27 protein-coding genes and 2 tRNA genes are annotated in these 20,744 nt (G+C 61.9%); 15 read left to right on the top strand and 14 right to left on the bottom strand.

Features of this window, described 5'->3' with window-relative positions:
* Window positions 1-22: 22 nt before the first annotated feature.
* Both H7E91_RS06265 and H7E91_RS06260 read left to right on the top strand, forming a co-directional pair.
* Window positions 23-628: a DsbA family oxidoreductase gene (locus H7E91_RS06265; RefSeq protein WP_182354231.1), complete on the top strand. Its 606-nt coding sequence runs from the start codon at window positions 23-25 to the stop codon at window positions 626-628.
* Window positions 625-1,263, top strand: coding sequence for a hypothetical protein (locus H7E91_RS06260; protein ID WP_182354230.1), 639 nt, complete (start codon window positions 625-627; stop codon window positions 1,261-1,263). Before H7E91_RS06265 ends, H7E91_RS06260 begins: the two co-directional genes overlap by 4 nt.
* A gap of 21 nt (window positions 1,264-1,284) precedes the next feature.
* Here H7E91_RS06260 and H7E91_RS06255 read toward each other — a convergent pair whose 3' ends face one another.
* Window positions 1,285-3,267 (bottom strand): M13 family metallopeptidase, encoded by a 1,983-nt coding sequence (locus H7E91_RS06255; RefSeq protein WP_182354229.1) that lies wholly within the window; start codon window positions 3,265-3,267, stop codon window positions 1,285-1,287.
* A gap of 65 nt (window positions 3,268-3,332) precedes the next feature.
* Between H7E91_RS06255 and H7E91_RS06250 the strand changes: the two genes are divergently transcribed.
* Window positions 3,333-3,776 (top strand): ribose-5-phosphate isomerase, encoded by a 444-nt coding sequence (locus H7E91_RS06250; protein WP_182354228.1) that lies wholly within the window; start codon window positions 3,333-3,335, stop codon window positions 3,774-3,776.
* 74 nt (window positions 3,777-3,850) lie between these two features.
* Here H7E91_RS06250 and epsC read toward each other — a convergent pair whose 3' ends face one another.
* The 3 genes from epsC to H7E91_RS06235 form a co-directional block, all read right to left on the bottom strand.
* On the bottom strand, window positions 3,851-4,432 hold the full coding sequence (gene epsC / locus H7E91_RS06245; RefSeq protein WP_182354227.1) for a serine O-acetyltransferase EpsC: 582 nt from the start codon (window positions 4,430-4,432) through the stop codon (window positions 3,851-3,853).
* A 2-nt stretch (window positions 4,433-4,434) separates the two neighbouring features.
* A complete protein-coding gene (gene cysK, locus H7E91_RS06240; RefSeq protein WP_182354226.1) occupies window positions 4,435-5,370 on the bottom strand; it encodes a cysteine synthase A in 936 nt (311 codons plus the stop codon).
* Between the two features lie 241 nt (window positions 5,371-5,611).
* The gene (locus H7E91_RS06235; RefSeq protein ID WP_182354225.1) at window positions 5,612-6,229 is read right to left on the bottom strand and encodes an IMPACT family protein; all 618 of its coding nucleotides are present in this window, start codon (window positions 6,227-6,229) and stop codon (window positions 5,612-5,614) included.
* Window positions 6,230-6,466: 237 nt separating this feature from the next.
* On the opposite strand from H7E91_RS06235, the gene rpsN reads away from it, so the two are divergent.
* The 9 genes from rpsN to H7E91_RS06190 all read left to right on the top strand — a co-directional run bounded on the left by rpsN (window position 6,467) and on the right by H7E91_RS06190 (window position 13,073).
* A complete protein-coding gene (gene rpsN / locus H7E91_RS06230) occupies window positions 6,467-6,772 on the top strand; it encodes a 30S ribosomal protein S14 (protein ID WP_182170490.1) in 306 nt (101 codons plus the stop codon).
* Between the two features lie 47 nt (window positions 6,773-6,819).
* Complete coding sequence (gene rpmF, locus H7E91_RS06225; RefSeq protein ID WP_054952045.1) at window positions 6,820-6,981, top strand: 50S ribosomal protein L32; 162 nt, start codon at window positions 6,820-6,822, stop codon at window positions 6,979-6,981.
* Between the two features lie 205 nt (window positions 6,982-7,186).
* Window positions 7,187-8,218: a polyprenyl synthetase family protein gene (locus tag H7E91_RS06220; RefSeq protein WP_182354224.1), complete on the top strand. Its 1,032-nt coding sequence runs from the start codon at window positions 7,187-7,189 to the stop codon at window positions 8,216-8,218.
* Window positions 8,218-9,081 (top strand): phytoene/squalene synthase family protein, encoded by an 864-nt coding sequence (locus H7E91_RS06215; protein ID WP_182354223.1) that lies wholly within the window; start codon window positions 8,218-8,220, stop codon window positions 9,079-9,081. Before H7E91_RS06220 ends, H7E91_RS06215 begins: the two co-directional genes overlap by 1 nt.
* Window positions 9,078-10,655, top strand: coding sequence for a phytoene desaturase family protein (crtI, locus tag H7E91_RS06210; RefSeq protein WP_182354222.1), 1,578 nt, complete (start codon window positions 9,078-9,080; stop codon window positions 10,653-10,655). Before H7E91_RS06215 ends, crtI begins: the two co-directional genes overlap by 4 nt.
* The gene (locus H7E91_RS06205; protein ID WP_206680369.1) at window positions 10,655-10,978 is read left to right on the top strand and encodes a lycopene cyclase domain-containing protein; all 324 of its coding nucleotides are present in this window, start codon (window positions 10,655-10,657) and stop codon (window positions 10,976-10,978) included. The genes crtI and H7E91_RS06205 overlap by 1 nt, the downstream gene beginning before the upstream one ends.
* Entirely contained in the window at window positions 10,975-11,283 is a 309-nt protein-coding gene (locus H7E91_RS06200; RefSeq protein WP_182354221.1) for a lycopene cyclase domain-containing protein, read from the top strand. The genes H7E91_RS06205 and H7E91_RS06200 overlap by 4 nt, the downstream gene beginning before the upstream one ends.
* Window positions 11,280-12,167 carry a prenyltransferase gene (locus H7E91_RS06195; protein ID WP_182354220.1) on the top strand — a complete coding sequence of 296 codons (888 nt, stop codon included), beginning with the start codon at window positions 11,280-11,282 and terminating at the stop codon, window positions 12,165-12,167. The genes H7E91_RS06200 and H7E91_RS06195 overlap by 4 nt, the downstream gene beginning before the upstream one ends.
* Before the next feature lie 135 nt (window positions 12,168-12,302).
* On the top strand, window positions 12,303-13,073 hold the full coding sequence (locus H7E91_RS06190; RefSeq protein WP_182354219.1) for a glycosyltransferase: 771 nt from the start codon (window positions 12,303-12,305) through the stop codon (window positions 13,071-13,073).
* Here H7E91_RS06190 and arfB read toward each other — a convergent pair.
* From arfB to H7E91_RS06175, 3 genes are all read right to left on the bottom strand, one after another.
* Complete coding sequence (gene arfB / locus H7E91_RS06185) at window positions 13,042-13,482, bottom strand: alternative ribosome rescue aminoacyl-tRNA hydrolase ArfB (RefSeq protein ID WP_241698429.1); 441 nt, start codon at window positions 13,480-13,482, stop codon at window positions 13,042-13,044. The genes H7E91_RS06190 and arfB overlap by 32 nt on opposite strands.
* Window positions 13,483-13,589: 107 nt before the next feature.
* Window positions 13,590-14,066, bottom strand: coding sequence for a flavodoxin family protein (locus H7E91_RS06180; RefSeq protein ID WP_206680368.1), 477 nt, complete (start codon window positions 14,064-14,066; stop codon window positions 13,590-13,592).
* Between the two features lie 193 nt (window positions 14,067-14,259).
* Window positions 14,260-14,330, bottom strand: a tRNA-Gly gene (locus tag H7E91_RS06175).
* 87 nt (window positions 14,331-14,417) lie between these two features.
* On the opposite strand from H7E91_RS06175, the gene H7E91_RS06170 reads away from it, so the two are divergent.
* From H7E91_RS06170 to H7E91_RS06160, 3 genes are all read left to right on the top strand, one after another.
* A tRNA-Pro gene (locus H7E91_RS06170) sits at window positions 14,418-14,490 on the top strand.
* A gap of 171 nt (window positions 14,491-14,661) precedes the next feature.
* Complete coding sequence (locus H7E91_RS06165) at window positions 14,662-14,985, top strand: hypothetical protein (protein WP_182354217.1); 324 nt, start codon at window positions 14,662-14,664, stop codon at window positions 14,983-14,985.
* Window positions 14,986-15,394: 409 nt separating this feature from the next.
* The gene (locus tag H7E91_RS06160; protein ID WP_182354216.1) at window positions 15,395-15,544 is read left to right on the top strand and encodes a hypothetical protein; all 150 of its coding nucleotides are present in this window, start codon (window positions 15,395-15,397) and stop codon (window positions 15,542-15,544) included.
* Between the two features lie 106 nt (window positions 15,545-15,650).
* Here H7E91_RS06160 and H7E91_RS06155 read toward each other — a convergent pair whose 3' ends face one another.
* From H7E91_RS06155 to H7E91_RS06125, 7 genes are all read right to left on the bottom strand, one after another.
* Window positions 15,651-15,842, bottom strand: coding sequence for a hypothetical protein (locus H7E91_RS06155; protein ID WP_182354215.1), 192 nt, complete (start codon window positions 15,840-15,842; stop codon window positions 15,651-15,653).
* A gap of 600 nt (window positions 15,843-16,442) precedes the next feature.
* Window positions 16,443-17,279 (bottom strand): phage major capsid protein, encoded by an 837-nt coding sequence (locus H7E91_RS06150; RefSeq protein ID WP_182354214.1) that lies wholly within the window; start codon window positions 17,277-17,279, stop codon window positions 16,443-16,445.
* A 167-nt stretch (window positions 17,280-17,446) separates the two neighbouring features.
* Window positions 17,447-17,977, bottom strand: coding sequence for a hypothetical protein (locus tag H7E91_RS06145; RefSeq protein WP_182354213.1), 531 nt, complete (start codon window positions 17,975-17,977; stop codon window positions 17,447-17,449).
* Complete coding sequence (locus H7E91_RS06140) at window positions 17,961-18,227, bottom strand: hypothetical protein (RefSeq protein WP_182354212.1); 267 nt, start codon at window positions 18,225-18,227, stop codon at window positions 17,961-17,963. The genes H7E91_RS06145 and H7E91_RS06140 overlap by 17 nt, the downstream gene beginning before the upstream one ends.
* Window positions 18,224-18,415, bottom strand: coding sequence for a hypothetical protein (locus H7E91_RS06135; protein WP_182354211.1), 192 nt, complete (start codon window positions 18,413-18,415; stop codon window positions 18,224-18,226). Before H7E91_RS06135 ends, H7E91_RS06140 begins: the two co-directional genes overlap by 4 nt.
* Complete coding sequence (locus H7E91_RS06130) at window positions 18,412-20,439, bottom strand: AAA family ATPase (protein ID WP_182354210.1); 2,028 nt, start codon at window positions 20,437-20,439, stop codon at window positions 18,412-18,414. Before H7E91_RS06130 ends, H7E91_RS06135 begins: the two co-directional genes overlap by 4 nt.
* A complete protein-coding gene (locus H7E91_RS06125; protein WP_182354209.1) occupies window positions 20,432-20,701 on the bottom strand; it encodes a hypothetical protein in 270 nt (89 codons plus the stop codon). Before H7E91_RS06125 ends, H7E91_RS06130 begins: the two co-directional genes overlap by 8 nt.
* Between the last annotated feature and the right edge of the window lie 43 nt (window positions 20,702-20,744).

Below are 20,744 nucleotides of genomic sequence, written 5' to 3'. Positions count from 1 at the left end.
CCTCGTGAGGGACTATGGTCACATGGCTGACACTATTGAGTTCTGGTTCGACCCCTCCTGCCCCTGGTGCTGGATGACATCCCGATGGATTGCCGAGGAGATCGTCCCCAACCGAGAGGTCGACGTCACGTGGCGCGTCCTCTCACTGACGAAGCTCAACGAGGGCCGTGATCTCGACGAGGGATACGTCAAGATGCTCGATGAGGCACGGCTCGGAGCCCAGGTTGCCGTTGGCGTCGGCGCGACCTACGGCAATGAAACGCTCGGCCGTTTCTACTCCGAGGTTGGCACCCGCTTCCATCCAGGTGACCGGATCAATGACCGCGCTGCGATCATTGAGGCTCTCGAAGCGCTCGACCTCGATGTCGCACTCGTTGACCGGGCCGAAGCTGGTGAGTTCGACGAGGGAGTCGCTGAGGACCTCAAGGCGGCGACCGATCTTGTCGGCGACGACGTCGGCGTGCCGACGATCTCCATCAACGGCATCGCGTTCTTCGGCCCCGTCGTGACCCCCGCCCCCCGCGGTGATGACGCTCTGCGGCTCTACGACGGCGCATTGCTCGTCGCCAGCGTCCCCGGCTTCTATGAGCTCAAGCGCTCCCGCGAGAAGGGTCCGTCGTTCGAATGATAAGAAAACTAGCAGCCACTGCTCTCATTGCGGTGACCGGGCTCGCGGCATGCTCAACCGATAGCGAGCCGGACCGCGAGCAGAATGAGCCAACAGCGGCTGAGGAAACTCGGACTGACGAAGCCACCGGCGAGGAAACTGGGCAGGCCTCGGACGACAACGTCATGGTTGTCGACGATGGCATCGCCACGACGACCGATGGACGCTACAACCTGACGCTCGCCGACGGTTGGCAGGCCTACCCAGCCCCTCTCGACGAGACTGTCAACATGACCGTCCTCCTCGTCTCCGACGTCAACAACGCCGAGTTCGCAGCGAACATCATCGGAACGTGGGCACCGAACTCGATCTCCGGTGTCCCGACGACGTACGAGGAATGGCGCTCGGCGACGGGGAACGTGTTCACCGGCGAAGGCGTGACGGTCGATGAGGCTGAATCGATCGAGATCGAAGGCGACGAGATCGACGGGATCGTCGTCTCTCGGGATGCGGATGGTGTTGAGATCCGCCAGGTTGTCTACCCGATCTTCGCCGAAGACGGGCTGCAGGAAGTCGCCTTCTCTGCAACCCCGGACGTCTTCGACGAGAATCTCGCAGATGCTCAGGAGATGTTCGCGTCTCTCCGGTCGAACTGACCGTTCGCCGCGACTCCGCGGCTACCAGATGGCGACGCGCTCACTCGGCGGAAGATAGAGCTCGTCGCCCTCCTTCACGTCGAAGGCCTCATGGAAGCTCGTGAGGTTCTTGACGACGCCGTTGCATCGGAATTCGGCCGGGGAGTGCGGGTCGACGGAGAGCAAAACGATCGCCATCTCATCACGCGACTTCGACCGCCAGATGCGGGCATAGGAGTAGAAGAGGCGCTGGACCCCGGTGACGCCGTCAATGATCGGTGCATCCGCCAGCCCCTCGTACCCTGCGCGGCGCAGTGCGATCTCGTATGCTTTGAGACCGATTGTCAGCCCACCCAGATCCCCGATGTTCTCACCGATGGTGAGAGCGCCGTTGACGTGAAGCTCGGAGTCGCCCAACTGAGCTGGAGTGTAGACGTCGTACTGTGCAATAAGGGCGTCGGCGCGCTTTTCAAACTCGCGGCGGTCCTCATCGGTCCACCAGTTGCCCAGCCGGCCTGTCGCATCGTATTTTGAGCCCTGATCGTCGAAGCCGTGCCCGATCTCGTGACCGATGACGGCGCCAATGCCGCCATAGTTCCACGCATCGTCTGCCTCGGGATCGAAGAACGGCGGCTGGAGGATAGCGGCCGGGAAAACGATCTCGTTCCAGACCGGGTTGTAGTAGGCGTTGACCATCTGCGGCGGCATGAACCACTCGTCGCGGTCCATTGGCATACCGAGCTTTGCGATCGCCCGGTCCGTCTCGAAGGCGTTGGCCGCCCGGACATTGCCCACCACATCATCCGTGATCTGGAGGGCGGAATAGTCACGCCACGTGTCGGGGTAGCCGATCTTGGGGTTGAAGGTGGCGAGTTTCTCCATCGCCCGTACCTTCGTTTCCTCGCCCATCCAGTCGAGGTTCTCAATCGATTCACGGTAAGCCTGCAAGAGGTCGGCAACAAGCTGTTGCATCTTCGCCTTGTGCTCCGGTGGGAAGTGGCGCTCGACGTAGATCTTGCCGAGTGCTTCGCCGAGAACGCTTGAGACGACGCCGACGGCACGCTTCCAGCGGTCCCTCTGCTCGGTCGTGCCCGTCAGCCGCTGACGGAAGAACTCGAAGTGCTTGTGATCAATCTCCTCGTTGAGGTACGGAGCGCGGGCGAGAAGAACCTGCCAGGACAGGTAGTCCTTGAGCGTGTTGAGGTCTGTCTCGTTCCAGACTTTCGCCGCTCCCGCCAGAGCGTCGGGGGTAAGAACGATGACACGGTCGACCTTGTCTGCCGGTACCCCGAGCGCTTCCCGGGCAGCGTCCCAGTCGAAACCCGGGGCGGAGTCAACGAAGTCGGGCCACGGCATCGGGTTGTTGATCTTGTCGGTGTCGCGAGTCGTCACGACATCGGCGTGATGTGAGGCGAGAGCCGACTCGTAGTCAACGATTCGGGCGGCAGCCTTGGCGGCGTCATCGAACAGTCCCGCAAGCTCAAGGAACTCTGGAACGAACGCCGCGAAATCCGCGAAAGTTTCCGCATGCTGGTCGGCACGGTAGTAGGCCTCGTCGGGTAAGGACAGACCCGACTGTGACGCGAAGAGAACGTAGGTGTCCGGGTCGTTGAGATCCGCGTCGATGTCGAAGCTGAATGGGACGCGCACCCCGGTGCGCAAAAGAGTCCCCGTCACCGCTGCGAGCGATTCTTTGGAGTCAGCCTTACCGATAAGGGCGAGATCGTCCTCGAGCGGCGCGATCCCGGCCGCATTAATCGCATCCTTGTCCATGTAGGAGCGGTAGTAGTCGGCGATCTTCTTCGCGTCGCCTTCAGGGCTCCCGTGAGACAGCTCGTCGATGATCTTTTTGATGCGCTCCTCCGACTGCTCGTGGAGGTTGTAGAAAGAGCCGTCGCTCGGCCTGTCGGCAGGGATCGTATGAGTATCGAGCCATGAGCCGTTAACCCAGCGGAACAGGTCATCTTGGATGCGGACGGATTGCTTAGCCTCAGCGAGGACGCTGTCGAGTATGGGATCTGTCATTCGTCCAGTGTAGGGGGACCAGAGGCCTCATCTGAACCGGTTCGGCCCGGGTTATGCTGGGAGCTATGCGTATACACATCGGTACAGATCATGCGGGCTTTGAGCTCAAAGAGGCACTCGTCACGCACCTGCAAGAGGCCGGCCACGAGGTGGTCGACCACGGCGCGCACGAATACGATGCGCTTGACCACTACCCACCGTTTTGCTTCGCGGTTGGCGAGGCTGTCGTCGCCGACGAGGGGTCACTTGGTGTCGTCATCGGTGGCTCCGGCAACGGCGAACAGATTGCGGCGAACAAGGTGAAGGGCGTCCGCGCGATCCTCGCCTGGTCGGACGCAACTGCACGACTGGGCCGTGAGCACAACAACGCCAACGTCATCTCCGTTGGGGCCCGCCAGCACACGCAGGAGGACGCCTTCGCGTTTGTCGACGCGTTCATTGAGGAACCATTCTCCGGCGAGCAGCGCCATCAGGACAGGATCGACCTTCTCACCGAGTACGAGAGCTGAGAGTAGGCCGGTTCGAAGGACTGACTGACGAAGGAAATCCCCGCCACATGTGGCGGGGATTTACCGTTTCAGGTTCAGATCCAGATGGCGGGATCCATGTCGGGTTCAAGGACCGGGACTGACCGGTTCTTCGCTGGGACGCCCACGGCCGTGACACTGGCAGGCACGTCGCGGATGACGACGGCATTGGCACCGACCTGGCTGTCGTCGCCCAGTGTAATCGGTCCGAGTACCTTGGCTCCCGCACCGATCGTCACCCTATTGCCGACAGTCGGGTGACGCTTGCCCTTGCTGAGCGAGACGCCGCCCAGGGTCGTACCGTGGTAGAGCATGACATCTTCGCCAACTTCGGCCGTCTCGCCGATCACGACTCCCATGCCATGGTCAATAAACAAGCGGCGACCGAGCGTTGCGCCGGGATGGATTTCGATGCCCGTCAACCCTCGCGCAATTTGCGAGAGCAGGCGGGCTGGCAGCTTGAGGAGCTCAGACTTCGTCCACATGGCGTGAGCGATGCGGTGGGCCCACAGCGCGTGCACACCCGGGTAGGCAAGAGCGACTTCGAGGGAGGTTCGCGCAGCGGGGTCCCGCTTCCGGGCTGCCTCAAGATCCTCCTTGAGAAGGGTGGTGAGGGACGCGCCCAGCGAGAAGATCATTGTCAGTCCACCAGGCCCTCAAACAGCGGCGTCGACAGGTAGCGCTCGCCGAAGGACGGGATGATGACAACGATATTCTGACCCGCGAATTCGTCCCGTTCTGCGATCTCGCCAGCGGCCTTGAGTGCAGCACCCGACGAGATGCCGACAAGCAGGCCCTCCTTCATCGCGGCCGCACGCGCCCATGTGAACGCGTCATCCGTTGCGACGGGGATAACCTCGTCGTAGAGCTCGGTGTCAAGAACTTCGGGAACGAAGTTCGCTCCTATGCCCTGAATCTTGTGAGGACCGGCCTTGCCTTCGGACAGGAGTGGAGACTCGGCAGGCTCAACGGCGAAGAGTTTGACACTGGGGTTTTGTGAACGGAGGAAGCGGCCAATGCCGGTGATCGTGCCGCCCGTGCCGATACCCGAGACGAGGGCTGCCACCTCGCCATCGGTGTCGTTCCAGATTTCAGGGCCCGTCGTCGCTTCGTGAATGGCGGGGTTCGCCTCGTTTGCGAACTGAGACGCGAGAACAGCGCCCTGCCGTTCCTTCGCGATCTCTTCGGCCTTCTCAACCGCACCCCTCATGCCTTCCGACGGCTCGGTGAGGACGAGTTCGGCACCGTACGCACGGAGCAGTGCGCGCCGCTCCTTCGACATCGAGGACGGCATCGTGAGAACGACCGTGTAACCGCGCGCCGCTCCGACGAAAGCGAGGGCGATACCGGTGTTGCCGGATGTTGCTTCAACGATGGTGCCGCCCGGCTTAAGCTGGCCCGACTTCTCGGCTGCGTCGACGATCGCAACTCCGATGCGGTCTTTAACAGAGTTGGCAGGGTTGTAGAACTCAAGCTTGGCGAGAACGTTCGCCTTCGCGTTCGGGTACAGCTTGTTGATACGGACGAGTGGGGTGTTACCGATGAGTTGGGTGGCGTCAGATGCAATTCGAGACATAGTGGTTCCTTTGGAGGCGACGGTTCATGAACAGTGCAGGATAGAGAACGCTGCAAGAAGGAGTGCCGAGCGTGCGAGAGCGCACCCTGGGGCCCGGCACTCTACAGACAGTTCAGACAGGCGCAGGAGACAAGAGCGACGAACGATGCGCCCATAACTGCCTCCCGGAGATAGTTCACGATTCAGCTAACTGCCTTGTGACATAGTGTCACGAGCCACGTGGCTCGGCAAGTTCGTTCACTCACCGAGAGAAATGCTGGACAGTCCCCGCTGGGCGAGGATCGACGTCACGGCCGAGCTCTGAACTGGAGATCGCAGCCAGCCGGTTCTTATCGTCCGTTGTCACGGCGAGGGTAACGTCTGCACCCCACTCGGCCTCGACATTCCAGCCTTCCGCCCGCAAAACCGCCTCGAGACGGCCGGCGCTGGCGACGGGCGCGGAGATCTCCCAGCGGGGCACCTCGGTGACAGTCCACAGTGTGGCCCTGTCTATCGCCTGTGAAACAGAATCCGAATAGGCGCGGACAAGACCGCCGGTGCCGAGCAGAATTCCGCCGAAAAAGCGAACGACAACAGCGGCCACATTTGTGAGCCCGTGGCCGCGCAGGACATCAAGCATGGGCCGTCCCGCGGTGCCGGAGGGCTCGCCGTCGTCGGATGAGTGCTCGCGATCTTGCTCGCCATCGACCTGGACAATCCAGGCTGAGCAGTGATGTCGCGCGTCGGGGAACTCGGTTCTCATGTCCGCCACGAGTTGCCGCGCCTCCTGAGGTCCAGCCGCGGGGGAGAGCTGAGTGATAAACCGGGAGCGCGAGATGACGAGCTCTGTTCTCACACTCTCTCGAATCGTACGGGCCATCCCGCTAGTCTAGAACCCGGTCGCGCCTGTCGTGCCTGCCCAGGCCGCATGGAGTGTGACGGACTGCGCGGATTTCGTGGCATAGACAACTAGGGCATTCACCGGGTCCTGCGTTACGATGGTTTGTCGGACCGCTGTCCCTCCGGGTGATCCCCATCGCGCGAGGAAACTCCCGGCAGGTCCAGCACGTTGAACAGTATTGTCGAGGGCAGAGTGCTCCGGCAAAGAGAGGTAAGCATGGCGAAGAAGTCGAAAATTGCGCGTGACAAGCAGCGCCGCGAAATCGTCGAGCGCTACGCGGAGCGTCGCGCACAGTTGAAGAAGGCTTCGGTGGATATGAACCTGACGCAGGAAGAGCGTGATGAGGCTATGGCCGCATTGCATGCGCTTCCTCGCGACGCGTCGCCTGTCCGCCTGCGTAACCGCGACGCCATCGATGGCCGTCCCCGCGGCTACATTGGCGCCTTCGGTCTCTCCCGCGTTCGTATGCGCCACATGGCACTGCGCGGTGAGCTCCCGGGCGTCACGAAGTCCTCCTGGTAATCATTGTCCGCGGCCCCGGCCGCCAGAAATAGGAAAGGAGCGGCGTCATGGCAGTTCCCAAGCATAAGATGTCGCGCAGTAACACGCGCAACCGCCGGTCCCAGTGGAAGGCGCAGATGACCGAGCTCGTCACGGTCAAGGTCCAGGGTCGCGAGGTTCGTATTCCCCGCCGCCTGGCCAAGGCGTACCAGACTGGCGCGATCGACTGAATCGCGAGCGGGAAGCGGTGCTGAGATTCTCAGCACCGCTTTTTGTTCTTCGAGAGGGCCGACGAGACGCTGTCGCCACGTGCCTGACGGGGCTGAGAGGCAAATATTGCGTAACTATTTTGGGGTACGGTGACCTTTGTTATTGAGTGAGCAATGAGGCACGCTTGGAGTTGATTACCCTGCTGGCCCATGAGACGAGGCATGTATGTCCCAGCCGCATTCGCTTGACGGTTTCTTTCATGATGCGTTGAGCCGCAGTCTCGACGATCACGACAGGAAGCTGTGGAGCGCTATCTGGGATCAGGCGAGCGGAGGCAAGAGGTTTCGGCCTCGCCTCCTCCTCGCAATGTATGCCGCGCTCGGCGGTGAAGACGAGCAGCTCGCAACCGCGGCAGCCGACGCCGTGTCACTGCTCCATACCGCTTTCGTTATCCACGACGATGTCATCGATGGTGACGACATCCGTCGCGGGAAGCCGAATGTCCTCGGACAGTTCGCGGCCTATGCAACGGAGGCCGGTGCCACCGCTGACAAGGCGAAAAGGTATGGGGAATCGGCTGGCATCCTCGCTGGTGACCTCGCCCTGCTCGGGGCACTCAAGGTGATCGCCATGAGCGGCGTCTCCCGTAGCATGCTGACTCGCCTTATCGACCTCCTCGACGACGTGCTTCGGCGCAGTGCGGCTGGCGAGCTTGCTGACGTCCGGGTGTCCTTCACGGGAGCGACGCTCAACGAAATCATTGACATCGCCGCATGGAAAACATCGGCGTATTCCTTTGAACTGCCCCTTCAGGCGGCCGCCATACTCGCCGGCGCCAATGAGGATGTTGTCGACAGGCTTGGGCGCGCCGGGCGGAGTCTTGGCATCGCATTTCAACTACTCGACGACATCGACGGAGTCCTTGCGTCTGGCGATCAGACCGGCAAGGATCCGCTCTCCGATCTGCGCGAAGGCAAGTTTACGGGTCTCATGGCGTTCGCACGCAGATCCGAGCAGTGGGAGGAGCTGTCCCAATACGTTGGCGATAGCGAGCTGACCCCCGAAGAGGCCGAACGGGCCCGAACACTTGTCCTCGCAAGCGGGGCGAAGGAATCCGTTGCGGCGCTTGCTGGCCAGTACCGCGACAGTGCGCTTGCGGAGGCGGCAGAGTTGCCGGAGGCAGCGGGCGACGTCGTGCGGGGTGCGATTGCGCTCATCCTGGCCGAGACAGGCACACGATCAGTGGGCGTCGCCTGATGGCGGGTCGCAAAACCCAAGCGCAGGCGTCTCTGTATGACGATGTCGCACGAAGTAGCTCGGCCGTCATCATTGACCGCTACTCGACATCTTTCGGTTGGGCGACGCGCCTCCTGAGCGAGCCGGAGCGGACTCATGTCCGTTGCATCTACGCCCTCGTCCGGGTTGCCGATGAGCTCGTCGACGACGACCGGCAACCGTGGGATCCGTCGACGAGAGCTACCATGCTCGATGGCCTGCAGGCCGATGTCCACCGCGCGGTTGAGACCGGATGTAGCGCCAACCTCGTCGTCCACGCGTTTGCGTTGACAGCCAGAGAGTTCGGAATAGGACGAGATCTTATTGACCCGTTCTTCGACTCGATGAGGGCGGACCTGTCGGTCGCGGAGCATACGACAGAGAGCCACGCGCGCTACCTCTACGGTTCTGCCGAGGTGGTGGGACTCATGTGCCTTCGCGTGTTTGTTGCGGGTGACGATGCGAGATATGACAGCCTTGCTCCCGCGGCGCGGCGCCTCGGTGCGGCATTCCAGAACGTCAACTTCCTGCGCGACCTCGCACAGGACAAGAACGACCTCGGCCGCACGTATCTGGCCGGCGTCGACGTTGAGCATCTGACGGAATCTGAGAAGAACCGAGTGCTCGACGATATCGATGCTGATCTTGCGGCAGCGGCGCGGGCCATTCCCGCCCTGCCGCGCAGTAGCCGGCGCGCCGTCGCAGCAGCGCACGGGCTGTTCGAGGAACTGTCCCGCAGGCTGAGGAGCACGCCTGCCAGAGAGGTCCTCACGACACGAGTCCGGGTGCCAAACCCGGTCAAGGCGAAAATCATCGCCCGCAGTATGATGGGAGCACACCAATGAAGAAGAGAGTCGCCATTATCGGCGGCGGCATCGCAGGCCTCGCGACTGCCGCTATCCTTGCCGCCGATGGTCATAATGTCGCGCTTTTTGAGAAGAAGAACGAGGTCGGCGGTCGCGCCGGCTCGCTCTCGTCAGGCGGATTCCGGTTTGATACCGGGCCCTCCTGGTATCTCATGCCGGAGACGTTCGATCACTTCTTCAACCTGTTTGGCTCATCCGCCGGCGAGGAGCTCGATCTCAAAGTCCTCGACCCGGCCTACCGGGTGTTCTCCGAAGGGGAGGACTCGGGTGCGACCGTCCTTGACATTGCGCGGGATACGGAGCAGAACATCGCGACATTCGAGGAGGTCGAGGAGGGTGCGGGCGCCGAGCTGCGGCGTTACCTCGACTCGTCGAGGGATTCCTACGATCTCGCTCTCAAGCACTTCCTTTACACAAACTTCACGAACCCCAAGAACTTCCTCAAGAAGGACATCATAACGGGGCTCAATAAGCTTCTCCCGCTCCTCACACAGTCACTGGAAACATTTGTTGGACGCAAATTCAAGGACAACCGGCTGCGCCAGATTCTCGGATATCCAGCAGTGTTCCTCGGCTCCTCGCCGGATCTGACGCCGAGCCTCTACCACCTCATGAGTGCGCTCGATCTGACGGGAGGGGTGATGTACCCGCAGGGCGGCTTCGTCACGCTTATCGACGCCGTCGAGCGGCGCGCAGTCGAGGCTGGCGCCGTCATCACGACCGGAGCGACTGTCACGAAGGTCCTGACGGAGGCGGACGGAGGATTCGGGAAGCAGGCGCGGGCGACCGGGATCGTCTGGCAGGACAGGGACGACGTGGAACACCGCCACGAGGCCGACATCGTCGTCGGAGCGGGCGATCTGCACCACCTCGAGACGAAGATCCTTCCGAAGGAACTCCGTACCTACCCACAAAAGTACTGGGACAAGCGCACGTCCGGTCCCGGCGCCGTCATCGTTCTCCTCGGAGTCAAGGGCGAGCTCCCGCAGATGCCACATCATTCGTTGTTCTTCAGCAAGGATTGGCACGAGAACTTCGTAGCCATCCGTGAAGGGCGTATGCCGTCCCCTGCCTCGGCCTACGTGTGCAAGCCGTCCGAGACAGACCCGTCGGTCGCGCCCGAGGGGCACGAGAACCTCTTCATTCTCATCCCCGTGCCCGCCGCCCCGGCTATTGGTCGCGGTGGACCAGACGGCACGGGAGACTCCGCCGTCGAGCGGATCGCAGATGAGGTCATCGAACAGATGGCGGATTGGGCAGAGATCCCAGATCTCGCGGACCGCATCGTCGTTCGCCACACACTCGGCCCCGGCGACTTCGCTGAGGATCTATTCGCGTGGCGAGGCGGCATGCTTGGACCCGCACACACGCTGCGCCAAAGTGCGATGTTCCGGGGAACGAACCAGTCGCGAAAAGTCGACGGGCTCTACTACGCCGGATCGAGCACGATCCCCGGAATTGGGCTCCCCATGTGCCTCATCAGCGCCGAGCTCGTCGCCAAGCGCCTTCGGGGAGACACGTCGTCTTCGCCACTGGAACCGCTTGAACGCTGATGTCGCTGGTGTATGGAGCCATTCTCGTTTTGCTCATCGGATGCATGGCGATGCTCGACGTCCGATTCAGCCTCGTCTTACGGCGGGCCCCGCGTCACATCATCGCCCTCATCCTCGGCATCGGGTTTTTCGTGCTGTGGGACCTCGTGGCGATCGCGATGGGCTTCTACTACCGCGGTGAGTCAGACGGCATGTCGGGAATCCTCCTCACCCCGGAGTTCCCCATCGAGGAGCTGTTGTTTATCACCTTCCTCTGCTACATGACCCTCGTCCTTCACGCCGCCATCGGCCTCGTCATTGAACGACGGCGGGGGGATGCGTGACATACGCAGGAGTCGCAACACTCTTCGTCCTCGCGTCCGCCGCTATCGCCGTCTATGCGTCTGTGCGCATGCGGCTCGGGAAGCGTTGGTGGGCCGCAACAGGACTGACAATCACGGTGCTCGTCGTGTTAACGATCATCTTCGACTCCGTCATGATCCTGTCCGACCTGTTCCGCTACGATGACAGCCACCTGCTCGGAATCAAGCTCTGGCACGCCCCAATCGAGGATCTCGCCTGGCCCGTGGCCGCGGGCTTCCTGCTTCCGTCGCTGGCGGCGCTCACCGCCGAGAAAGGGAACCGATGACATCGGATCGCTCATCATTCAGAGAGGGACTGGCAGCCCTCATCGGGACTTCTCGCCCGGTCAGCTGGATTAACACGGCCTATCCGTTCGCGGCCGCCTACCTCATGGTCGGCGGCGGCGTCACGGCCGAGCTCCTCGTCGGCACACTCTGGTTTCTTATCCCCTACAACCTGCTCATGTATGGCGTGAATGACGTGTTCGACTACGAGTCGGACCTGCGCAACCCACGCAAGGGCGGTATCGAAGGGGTCGTCCTGTCGACCCGGTGGCATCGCCTCACTCTGCAAGCCTCGGTTATCAGCAACCTGCCCTTCATCATTGCCCTCATCATCATGGGCAACACGCTGTCGACGATCATCCTCGCCGTCAGCGTCTTCGCTGTCGTCGCCTACTCCGCCCGAGGTCTGAGGTTCAAAGAGAAACCGGTCCTCGATTCCGCAACGTCAGCTACCCACTTCGTCAGCCCCGCAGTGTTCGGTATCGCGCTCGCGGAAGCCGATTTCACGACCCCGATCATCTACGCCCTCGTCGCATTCTTCCTCTGGGGTATGGCGTCCCAGGCGTTTGGAGCGGTGCAGGATATTCAGGCCGACCGCGACGGCGGCATCGCGTCCGTGGCGACGTGGCTCGGGGCGAAAACAACGGTCCGAGGGGCTGCCGCGGCTTACGTCCTTGCCGGCCTGCTGTTGCTGGGAACGGGATGGCCGGGGGCGCTGTCAGCACTCCTCGTCGTTCCCTACATCGTCAACGTCGCCCCCTACCTCAACCTGAGCGACGAGGAGTGCGAGAGGGCCAACGCTGCCTGGCGCCGCTTCATCTGGCTTAACCTGCTCACCGGCTTCCTCGTCACCCAGCTCTTCATCTGGATCGCTCTTGCGTTCTGAGCTCGTGGTTCGTGACCCGAGGGCGGTCGGGAGGACAGCGGCCCAGCCGCCCATCCGGCGGATCCGTGTCGCAGAGAATGCCGGTCACAGGAACACGAACGTCGTTTTCTCCCATGGAAGTCGAATGGAGTCGCAGTGACACGTGTCAGCGTCGTTATTCCCGTTCACAACGATGAAATCTTCCTCGACCGATGCTTGCGCCACCTTGCGGAGCAGAGCGTGCTGCCTGCAGAGATCATCATCGTCGACAACGCGTCAACAGACGGCTCCGCAGCCGTCGCCAGAGCCCATGGCGCCCGGGTGGTCGAAGAGCGCCGGGTTGGAATTCCCATTGCCGCGGCGACAGGGTACGACACCGCCACGGGAGACATCATCGCGAGATGCGATGCAGATTCGATCGTCGGCCCGAACTGGATCTCGACGCTCACACAGGCGCTTGCGGCCCGGCCTCAAGCCGCTGCAGTCACCGGTTGGGGCTGGTTCTATGACATTCCGGGGCCTGTGAGCAGAGTGCTGGCAGTGCTCTATCTCGGCGGCTACTATGCCCTTGGCGGGCTCGCTTGCGGGCACCACCTCCTTTGGGGCTCCTCGATGGCGATTCGCAGATCCGCCTGGGCCGAGGTCTCCGACAAAGTACACAGAACGAACTCCGAACTTCACGACGATATGGACCTCGCCTTCGTCCTCGGCCCGAACGCGAAAATCGCTCTCGTCCCGTCCCTCCTCGTCGGAGTGTCCGGCAGGTCCGTCCGTTTCGGCGAGCAGTGGAAGCCCCGCATCGTCAGGGGTTTCAACACGATCGGCGTCAACTGGCGGGAGATGCCGCCGTGGGAGCGGTGGCGGCACCGGCTGCCGAAGAAGATGAGGGTCACGGCTAGGGAGTCGGCCTTCGCCGATTCCGCTTGATGTCGGACCTTATCCGCTTCGCCTCGAGCCTGCGCCGCCGCGAACCCGCTGTTGGTTTCGTCCGTCTCCGCCGCACGTCCGGCATGAGAGCATCGCGCAGAAGCTCGGATAGCCGCTGGCGAGCCGCAGCCCGGTTGCGTAGCTGGGACCGGTGCTCCGAAGCTGTGATCGTGAGAACCGTGCCGGTCAACCGCGCCGATAGGCGCGCCAGCGCCCGTTCGCGCTGAGACTCGTTGAGAACGGTTGTGGTCGCGAGATCAAGAGATAGTTGAACGCGAGAATCGGCCGTGTTGACGCCCTGCCCGCCCGGTCCTGAGGACCTGGAAAACTGCTCGACGAGCTCGGAGGCGGGCACAACGATGCCATCCGGTGAGCCGGGTCCAGGTGGGATATGGAGGTCGTTCATCATCTTCTCGAGTCGCCGACAGAACAGCACCGACCTTACATGCACGAACGTGTCAGCACCCCGAGCGTCAGGGTGTCACTGGCGTCGTCAGCGGGGCGGGTCGGGGAGTGTTAGGCGACAGTGAGCTGATTGAGCTGAGCGCCCCATTCTCGTGCCCGTTCAACTTCGTCTGCGAGCAACGGACCACCATAGTCCTCAACCCAGAAATGCTCAGGGCCGGCAACGACCCGGCAACCGATCCGATGAAGCTTCTTCGCTGCACTCTTCGCGGCGGATCCAGGCAGGTTCGGCCGGTGAACCTTCGTGTCGAATAATGCGACCGACAGCGACGATACCGCCGCCTCGTCGATCCACTCCCGTAGACCGGTGCTGAGCCTCCGACCCCCGCGACGGTGAGCATCCTCGCGCGTGCTCGGGCGGGAGAGACCGAACGCATGTGTCGGCCCGCCAAGGACGAGGAGGTCAACCTCGAGTCCGCTGAGCGGGCTAGCATCCTCGACGCTTATCGGCGGTTCCGCGCCGAGACCTTCCGCGATTGCCTCTGCGATCATCCGCGTATGTCCCCATGCCGATTCGTAAACGATCATGATCCTCATCTCGAACCTCCACTGTGTGTGGCGTCACACTATTCCTGAGAGGGGAGCTCGACAAGGGGCCATTGGGCCTAAGTTTCCGTGCGGCTGACACCGTCGGACGAGGTGCGTGCAGGCCGCTATTTTGTGAGGTCCGGAGGCTCAGACCGAGTCGGAAAAATCCCCGGCACATCACCGGGGAGAGCGGAGCGGGTGACGGGAATCGAACCCGCACCATCTGCTTGGAAGGCAGAGGCTCTACCATTGAGCTACACCCGCACGGCTTTGAGAATAGCAAGATCATGGGACTGATTTCCAATCGGCCCAATCCGCACTCTAAGATGAGATCTGCTGCGATGGCAGCATCGGGGTGTGGCGCAGTTGGTAGCGCGTCCGCTTTGGGAGCGGAAGGTCGTGGGTTCGAGTCCCGCCACCCCGACGGAATGTAACGCTGGTATCTCAACGAAAAACGAGATACCGGCGTTTCTGTTTAGAGGCTCACCCCTCTATTCACTCCCCAGCGGAATCGATCGCCGGTATCAAAATAGATGCCCACCACAGTGCGCAAACACTTGGTGGGCTGGACGATACCTAACCGAGAGGCACCGCCATGACCGATATTACTTCCAACTACGCCCCCTGTCCCGCTTGGTGCGAGCGACACGCGGATGACGCTATCGCGCTGCGGCAGGGACACTTCGACCGGATGCACAGCCGGAAGCTGAGAGACGCAGCCGGCGAAGAAGCGTTCTCAGTCGATCTGGTCATCAATGATGATGTGCCGGGTCTGGCCGAGGTTTCTCCGGCGTTCTCCGCTGTGTTCCCTGAATCGCGGGCCGAGCTCGAAGAAGCCGTCGCCCTTTTCCGGGAAGCACTCGAATACGCGCTGGCAAGCAATCTGGCGCGCTCTGACGCGGCTAAGCACTCCCAGTAGGGTCTGACCGTCCTAATCGCTCACAGAACGCGCTGTGAGCGTCTAGGGGCTGTCAGGCTCCCGCGTGCTTTCTCACCGTCTCCACGCGGCTCAATGCGCTATCGAGCGAACAGATAACGGCCGGTATAAGAAACTCTTTGCCGTGCGACCGGCACGGACATGCCCGCAAAGCTGGCGGACGTGGTGCCACTGGTTCCGACACTCTCAAAATTTGAGGGGGTCCGTTCAGCGTGGGTGAACAGTCGTAGACGGTTTCGAGGTCGGCGGGCAGTTTTGGGGCAGGGGTTCAACTAAATGCCACACCCGTAGGGTGTCCGCCTGTGTGCACTCACACCACAACCGTTTGCGGGTTTAATCCAGTCGCCACAGCCTAGGACGGTGGGCGAAGATAGTGGCCGTGGAAGATCCAATGAAGCACGCTTTCTACGCTCTGCTCGGCCGCGACATTGCAGCGGTACGCCGTGAGCTGGCCGACGTGCGCACTATGCCCATCAACGATGATGTTCGGCAGGTGGTGGCCGCGCTCGAACAGATGGAACGCGAACTGGAAGCCGACTGACGCTTCGACGGGGCGCGTAGAAACCTGGAAACCCGTACAGACTGTCAGGGCCTATACGCGAAGCGGTCCCGATATGGGCCGAGGGGGGAGGTCCGGGGCTGGCCGTTCAGCCGCGCAGCGCTCGAGCTCTGGAACCGCCGGTGGCTCTGCCGACCGAGCGCGGCGGCTCAGTCGAACGTCCGAACGTCCACCCGTTATCGCGCATACCTCCCGGCGTGAGCCCGAGCTGGTCCCGGTATCGATGCAGCTGGCCGATGAGGGCCGCTGAGCGGGCCGCGTCATCTTCCACCGTCGCCATGACTAAGCAATACTCGGCAATCACTTCGAACCGCCACGGCTCATCTATCCACTTCGACGCTTGCGGGGTTTTCCACGCTTGCCGCCACAGCGCTCGAGCTCGAGCAGACAACGCGGTTTCGATCCCGTTATCGTCCTTCGGTATCGGCTTCGGCCATCTCGGTGCACGTCCCTTGTAGCCGGTTTGAGGCAGTGTAACGAGCGTGATGCCGCGTGTATCTGAGCGTTGAGAATTAGGGTCGAATCTAGGTCCAGGCATCGGAATGATCTCCATCTTTCATTGAGCTGGCAACGGTTAACGGGAAACGAGAGAAGGGCTCTGCTCGAGCTCGAGGGGCGTAAGGTCGAAAGCCCATCTATTCGCAGTAGATTCTTCTCTCCCCAGCGGTCCAGCGGTGTCGCGTGGCAGGGAACCTCCCCTGGGGGTGCGTCTGGTCGTCTGTGTCGTGCGGTCGTGCGGTCGTGCTGTCGTGTGTGTGTCGCGCGTGTGTTGAGCGTTCGCGCTTCATGTTGTGTTGGTGAGCTGTCGAGGTTGTGAGAGTGCCGCGCTAAGCGTGTTGAGGTTGCTCGGCGCGGCACTCGGTCCACTGTTCGCTGTCGGTTATTCGGCGATTGGCAGTGTGACTGCGATCTTGGCAAGTCGTTCGGGGCGGACAACGTTCCACCCGATACGCCACGTCACCCGGCGGCCCACGGCATCCAGGTCGAAGTAGGCGTGCTCGGACTGCTCGAGCCGGATAGGACCGACAGATGAGATGATCTGCGAGCTGTCGATGATGAGGATTGTTCCCTCAGTCATGGCGGCCGTGACGTTGACGGGCATTCCGTACAGCGTGCGCTGTGTCTGAACTGCTGCGTCTCCGAGAAGTGTCACGTTCGAATCAGCGGCGATCTTCATCTTGCGCAGATGTCCCCACGTTGCAGGGTCTGTGACGATGTTGGTCGCGGTGCCGCCGGCCGCTTCGATGAGGGTGATAGCGTCTGCAATCTCATCGAGGTTAGTGCCGAGGGTGCCGCCGTCCTGAATGCCGGTCAGGGTCAGCAGCCCTTCCGGCCCGCCGGTGAGCGGGTCGTTAGCGAGCAGTGCCGTGTCGGCCTTGGTGATGACTGAGCGTGTCAGGGATGCGGACAGTACCGAGGTCGCTTCGCTGCTCGAGCGTGCCGATTCGTTGGACTGCTTCATCAGGGTTGCGATCTTGCCGGTCTTGACCAGAATCTCATCGAGGGTAGGCGCGGATTCATCGATCTGTTCTCCCTCGGCGACGAAGCCGGGGGAAGGGTCTGCCTTGACGTAGGGTACGCGCACGGCGGGCGCGTCACCTTCGATAGCGCCGGCAATGGTGGTCAGCTGCCAGATGAGTGCATCGGGAACAATCTCTCGGGCGACGAATGTTTCGTCGGGGGAGAATGCGCGGGGGTTAGCGGTTGTGAAAGTCATGATGTCAGCTCCATTACTTCAGGAATGATGTGGGTTCGTCGCGGGCTCCTGGCCTGTCGCGGCGTGCCCTCCTGGGGCTGACTGTTCGGGAAGCGTCTGGCACCTGGCCGAGGAACGTCCCTTACAAGGATCATTGTACCTCGGGCAGGTGCCAGAATTGTGTGCGGTTAGTTCTCTCGGCCCAGCGTTTGCAGGGTGTCGATCCAGCGGGCCGCGTCCGTGTGGAATCCGCTGCTGCCGGCCGCGCCCTGTGACGGGTCGGGCCGGGGCGCACGCGGCTTACGGGCAAGCCCTAGGCGCTCTTGTACCTCGGTGACCTTCGCGCCGATGGTTTCGGTCTCGAGGATGCCGGTCTCGGGGTCTGTGAAGTCATCGACGGTTAAGCCGAGGTCCCACAGCACAGCTGGGTTGGCAATGATCTGGGCGGCTTCCCGTTCGATCATGCGCTGTCTGAGTGTGTCGAGCTCGGCTTTCATCTCGGCATGTTTGGCTTCCCATTCGCGGGCTTGCCGCCGGTATTTCGCGGCCTCATGGTTGCCTTTCGTTTCGGGCTTCTCGGCCGCCTGTGTGGCTTCCTGAGCGTCTGTCATGGGCTCTGTGGGGGTCTGCTCCGTTGTTGTGGTGTTGTCGCCTGTCGTAGCCATTTCTGTGCCTTCCTGGTTGTCGATCTGGTTGGGAGTGTCAGCCGCGTTTGTCATTGAATAGTTCGCCTTTCAGTTGTGAAACATAGACTGCGAGCGCGGTCAATGTCGCGCGGGTTAGCGGGTCATCGTAGGTATCTCGGTAGGCGCGTACCGCGCTCTCTATCTGGCTGATGGCGCGCATGTTTTTGGTGGCGCGCTGCTGCCAGTGCTTGCGGTGGCGGCGCTGTGTTTCGAGTTCGTCTTGTACGCGCTCGAGTTCATCGAGGGTTGCTTCGAGCTCGGTCGCCGGGTCGAGGTCGGTCATTGCTGTTCGCCTTTCAGCTGTGTGTCGTAGTTGTCGGCAATGTCGTGCAGGTCGTCGCATACGGCCCGGATTTCGTGCCGATCGATGAATAGGTATCGGCCGTTACGGGTTGTGATGAGGGCTCCGAGACGGTCTCGGCCGCGGCTGTCTCCCCATACCCGCTTCGTGACGGTCAGGAATCTGGTCATGTCGTCTCGCATTCGTGGTTTGTGCAGTACGGTTCCCCGGCCGGCGGGGTTGTCATCATGCGTGAGCAGCGCGAGCAGCGTAGGGCCGTGAATGCAGTCGGTTCACCAGTCAGCTCATCCGTCTTGGAGACGTGATCTGACTGAGCAGACTGCGCTGACTGGATACCGACTTTTCGTTGAGATAGCCCAGTTGGCTCAGTGTGTTCATTAATAGAAGTCTCCCCAGGGAGGTCGTGAGCAGACTGCGCTGACTGAGCCGGTAGGCTCCATCGGCTTGTGCGCGGGAAGCCGCTGTATTCGGACTTCACGCCAAGTTTGCGGGCCGCGCGCCGGATAGCAGCATCTGAGAAGCCCTCTTTCGTGCCGTCACGCCTGGCATCCTTGGAAGCGACTTCGCCGTGCATCGTGAGGTAGTCGGATAGCCATTCGGCGGCTTCCTCGGTCACGCCTTGCGTGTCGATACCGGGGTCGCTCATGGCGGTCTTAATCGAGGTTGCCGAATCGCCGTGCCAGTGCACGCGGCCGGTGGTGATTGTTTCCCCGTCGAGGTCGAGGGGTGCACTCTCCACGGTGAACGCGGTCGATGAGGGGGTGACGCGGGCGAGATTGTTTTTCACTACGCCGAACAGTCGCCGCTGCTCTGTCTCATCGTCAGGGTCTGGGACTACCGAGAGAACCGAGCGGGCAACGGCTGTGAACGCTTTGGAGCCCATGACGGCGTTCAACGGGTCGTGACTGGACTTGTTGAGATGGATTAGTCCGAGGATTGCCATGCCTGTTTCGTCGGCCATGCGCACGAGCGGTTCGAGCGCTTGCCGTACCTCGGCATCTTTGTGTGTGTCGAGGTTGTCGAGCCGGGACATGATGGGGTCCAAGATCATGAGTGCTACGTCTCGTTCGGTCACAACGTCCTGTAGGGCGGATATGTCGCGGGGCAGGTTCAATCCGGTGGTGAACCCTGTCGCGGTTGCCACTTCGACGCGGTAGACGCGGTTCAGGTCTGCTCCGGCGGCTATGAGGCGCGGGATAATCGTGTGTTCCCAGCTGTCCTCTGTGGCGGCGTAGATGACGGCGCGGGGCTTGCCCTCATTCGAGCCCGGTAGCGTGCCGCGTGTGACCTGTGCGGCGACGTTAACGGCCAATGTGGATTTGCCTAAGCCTTCTTTGCCGGCGAGCAGTGAGAGGGTGCCGAGGGCGATCCGGTCTTGCCATGCCCATGTGACGCGGCGCGGCTTAATCTCCGCTGCGGACGTGACTACAAGGTGTCGGCCTTCCTCGTTTGAGGGGCCTGTATCGTCCTGTGAGGGCTGTACCGGCATCCGGTAGGGGGTGAGCCCGTCGAGGGGTTTCCCGGCCGCTAGATGGTCGCTTAGATCGTTCCCGATGGTTGCTTCCATGAAGGTGAGGGACGCTGCTACATGCTCGAGCTTCGCGGCAACGTCGCGTGCCCACTTGTCGCCGGCAGTGTCCCTATCGACCACGGCCACAACATGCGCGCCCTCGAGGGGAGACACGTCAACATGGCGGAAGTTGCTGGCACCCTGCGGGGCTGTCGTCGCCGCTACGCCTGTCAGCGTGCGTGCGTTGTCTGCGTCTTTCTCACCTTCTACGAGATAGACGGGCTGGCCGAGCTCGACAGCGGCGGCAACGTCCGGCAGTCGGTAGAGAATCACGCCGTCACCCGTGATGCTCTGAAAGAACTTCTTCTTCCCGTCGGCCTGTACCTTCCGTGTCACTGTCCGGTTGATTACGCCGTCACGGTCAACATATGAATATGTCGTTTCGCGCGGATTGTCGTACAAGTCGCGCATTGTCATGCCGAGCGCTGCGAGTACGTCGGTTGCGTTGCATCCTGCGAAACAGTGCATGAGCGCGTTCTCAGCTGCTGCCGTGACTGATAGCGAGGGGTTGCCGTCATCGTGGGCGGGACACTGTGCTGTTGCCTGTCCTTCGCCGCGCTCTCTCACAGTCGAGCCGTGCCGGTGCAATGCCGCGATAATGCGTTCATAGGCTGTCTCAGTCATTGCTGGTCACCTCCCGCTCGAGGTGCCGGCTGTCAACGGGAACGAGCTTGACCAAGATCATGTCGGCACGGTCGCCGCGCTTCTCGGCACGCCTCACCGCGTTCTGTGCAGCTGGGAGGTTGAAGTACAAGTGCCGGCGGACTGCCTTCCCGCGCACGAGCACCGCATACGAATCGCGGAAGAAAGTGTCGGCAGGACGCGTGTCTGCGTGCGGATCGTACGCCTTTTCGGCTGTCGTAGCTGGTAGAATAGGCGTAAGCATTCCAGCCATTTGAATGTGCCCAGGGTCCGCCTCCCTAGCCGGG

The sequence above is a fragment of the Flaviflexus huanghaiensis genome (assembly GCF_014118685.1).
Classification (GTDB): Bacteria; Actinomycetota; Actinomycetes; order Actinomycetales; family Actinomycetaceae; genus Flaviflexus; species Flaviflexus huanghaiensis.
Note: the sequence above shows the minus strand (reverse complement) of the source record. Positions and strands in the feature narration are given on the sequence as shown.

Coding starts and splice junctions, on each gene's coding strand:
- H7E91_RS06265 (WP_182354231.1), top strand. CDS start 23: ATGGCTGACACTATTGAGTTCTGGTTCGACCCCTCCTGCCCCTGGTGC.
- H7E91_RS06260 (WP_182354230.1), top strand. CDS start 625: ATGATAAGAAAACTAGCAGCCACTGCTCTCATTGCGGTGACCGGGCTC.
- H7E91_RS06255 (WP_182354229.1), bottom strand. CDS start 3,267: ATGACAGATCCCATACTCGACAGCGTCCTCGCTGAGGCTAAGCAATCC.
- H7E91_RS06250 (WP_182354228.1), top strand. CDS start 3,333: ATGCGTATACACATCGGTACAGATCATGCGGGCTTTGAGCTCAAAGAG.
- epsC (WP_182354227.1), bottom strand. CDS start 4,432: ATGATCTTCTCGCTGGGCGCGTCCCTCACCACCCTTCTCAAGGAGGAT.
- cysK (WP_182354226.1), bottom strand. CDS start 5,370: ATGTCTCGAATTGCATCTGACGCCACCCAACTCATCGGTAACACCCCA.
- H7E91_RS06235 (WP_182354225.1), bottom strand. CDS start 6,229: ATGGCCCGTACGATTCGAGAGAGTGTGAGAACAGAGCTCGTCATCTCG.
- rpsN (WP_182170490.1), top strand. CDS start 6,467: ATGGCGAAGAAGTCGAAAATTGCGCGTGACAAGCAGCGCCGCGAAATC.
- rpmF (WP_054952045.1), top strand. CDS start 6,820: ATGGCAGTTCCCAAGCATAAGATGTCGCGCAGTAACACGCGCAACCGC.
- H7E91_RS06220 (WP_182354224.1), top strand. CDS start 7,187: ATGTCCCAGCCGCATTCGCTTGACGGTTTCTTTCATGATGCGTTGAGC.
- H7E91_RS06215 (WP_182354223.1), top strand. CDS start 8,218: ATGGCGGGTCGCAAAACCCAAGCGCAGGCGTCTCTGTATGACGATGTC.
- crtI (WP_182354222.1), top strand. CDS start 9,078: ATGAAGAAGAGAGTCGCCATTATCGGCGGCGGCATCGCAGGCCTCGCG.
- H7E91_RS06205 (WP_206680369.1), top strand. CDS start 10,655: ATGTCGCTGGTGTATGGAGCCATTCTCGTTTTGCTCATCGGATGCATG.
- H7E91_RS06195 (WP_182354220.1), top strand. CDS start 11,280: ATGACATCGGATCGCTCATCATTCAGAGAGGGACTGGCAGCCCTCATC.
- arfB (WP_241698429.1), bottom strand. CDS start 13,482: ATGATGAACGACCTCCATATCCCACCTGGACCCGGCTCACCGGATGGC.
- H7E91_RS06180 (WP_206680368.1), bottom strand. CDS start 14,066: ATGATCGTTTACGAATCGGCATGGGGACATACGCGGATGATCGCAGAG.
- H7E91_RS06165 (WP_182354217.1), top strand. CDS start 14,662: ATGACCGATATTACTTCCAACTACGCCCCCTGTCCCGCTTGGTGCGAG.
- H7E91_RS06160 (WP_182354216.1), top strand. CDS start 15,395: ATGAAGCACGCTTTCTACGCTCTGCTCGGCCGCGACATTGCAGCGGTA.
- H7E91_RS06155 (WP_182354215.1), bottom strand. CDS start 15,842: ATGGCGACGGTGGAAGATGACGCGGCCCGCTCAGCGGCCCTCATCGGC.
- H7E91_RS06150 (WP_182354214.1), bottom strand. CDS start 17,279: ATGACTTTCACAACCGCTAACCCCCGCGCATTCTCCCCCGACGAAACA.
- H7E91_RS06145 (WP_182354213.1), bottom strand. CDS start 17,977: ATGACAAACGCGGCTGACACTCCCAACCAGATCGACAACCAGGAAGGC.
- H7E91_RS06140 (WP_182354212.1), bottom strand. CDS start 18,227: ATGACCGACCTCGACCCGGCGACCGAGCTCGAAGCAACCCTCGATGAA.
- H7E91_RS06135 (WP_182354211.1), bottom strand. CDS start 18,415: ATGACCAGATTCCTGACCGTCACGAAGCGGGTATGGGGAGACAGCCGC.
- H7E91_RS06130 (WP_182354210.1), bottom strand. CDS start 20,439: ATGACTGAGACAGCCTATGAACGCATTATCGCGGCATTGCACCGGCAC.
- H7E91_RS06125 (WP_182354209.1), bottom strand. CDS start 20,701: ATGCTTACGCCTATTCTACCAGCTACGACAGCCGAAAAGGCGTACGAT.